The organism is Bacillus sp. JJ1503 (genome assembly GCF_036965125.1).
Classification (GTDB): domain Bacteria; phylum Bacillota; class Bacilli; order Bacillales; family Cytobacillaceae; genus Cytobacillus.
Window position 1 is genome coordinate 1 of sequence record NZ_JBALOZ010000521.1, and the last position, 988, is coordinate 988.

The 988-nt window shown below is 26.5% G+C and carries 1 protein-coding gene; it reads right to left on the reverse strand.

All coding sequences use genetic code 11. The features are described from left to right. Positions 1-22 precede the first annotated feature (22 nt). A partial coding sequence (locus tag V7149_RS26195) for a hypothetical protein (RefSeq protein WP_335348479.1) occupies positions 23-988 on the reverse strand: 966 nt, incomplete at its 5' end.

Genomic DNA, 988 nt, shown 5'->3' on the forward strand with positions numbered 1-988 from the left:
GTGCTTATTTATAAAAAACATCTTATTCGTTTTCTAAAATAATCTTCATTTGTGTCTCTATTAAAGGTAATCCATCACTATAGTTAATTTTTTGATATAAATTATACAATCTATTATATGAAGAGTAACTACCCACTTTTTCAATTAATTGGGTATACAAGTCTAGTGCTTCTTTAAATCTATTTTGTCTTGAATACCCATCTGCTAGTAAACCTATAAGTTCATAATTTTTACTGTTTGTATTCAATTCATCAGTTAATAGATCAATGGCTATCTTTAAGTAGCCATTATTTATTAAAGAACTTATTAATTGCTCTTTTTGTTGTACATTTAAGTTTAGCTTTCTATATGTTTCCAAAAATACAGACTCTTCATCTACTCTTAATAAATTTATACATGCGTTTTTTATCATGTCATAAATGGTTTCTGAAAAAGAAATCAGTTTATTATCACTTTTATTTACTATTGAAGTCAATTCTACCTTTTCTTTTTTATTGAGATTCATACTCTGCAATAACTTTCTCAATAACTCTTCATTTTCTTGAACCATTAGTAAAGTAAAAACATCACTAAAAATATTATTATCTAAAATATTCTCTTTTTCCCATATCAAACTAGCTTCTTCGTATTTTTTATTATAAAGAGCGGAAATTGCTAAAACTGAATTATTTACTTCAATATTATACTCATCTATATAATATTGAAGTAGCTTATTTCTATGAGCATAAAGAACACCAACTAGGATTTCCAATCCTTTCACATCAAAGATAGGATATGACTTTTTCAAATTTTCATTTATATCGTTTTCATTTATTCCCGCTGATTTTAATATAAAAAAATACTGAGAGAGGGCAGGAGGGAAATTTTTATTTATCTCCAGAGCAGAAAAAGATGAGTCTAGTGCCTTAAGTAAATTTCCTTGTTTTTGCTGTACTTCAGACAATTTAATATATGCAAAGTAACTTCCCACACCTTCTATTGATTGAGA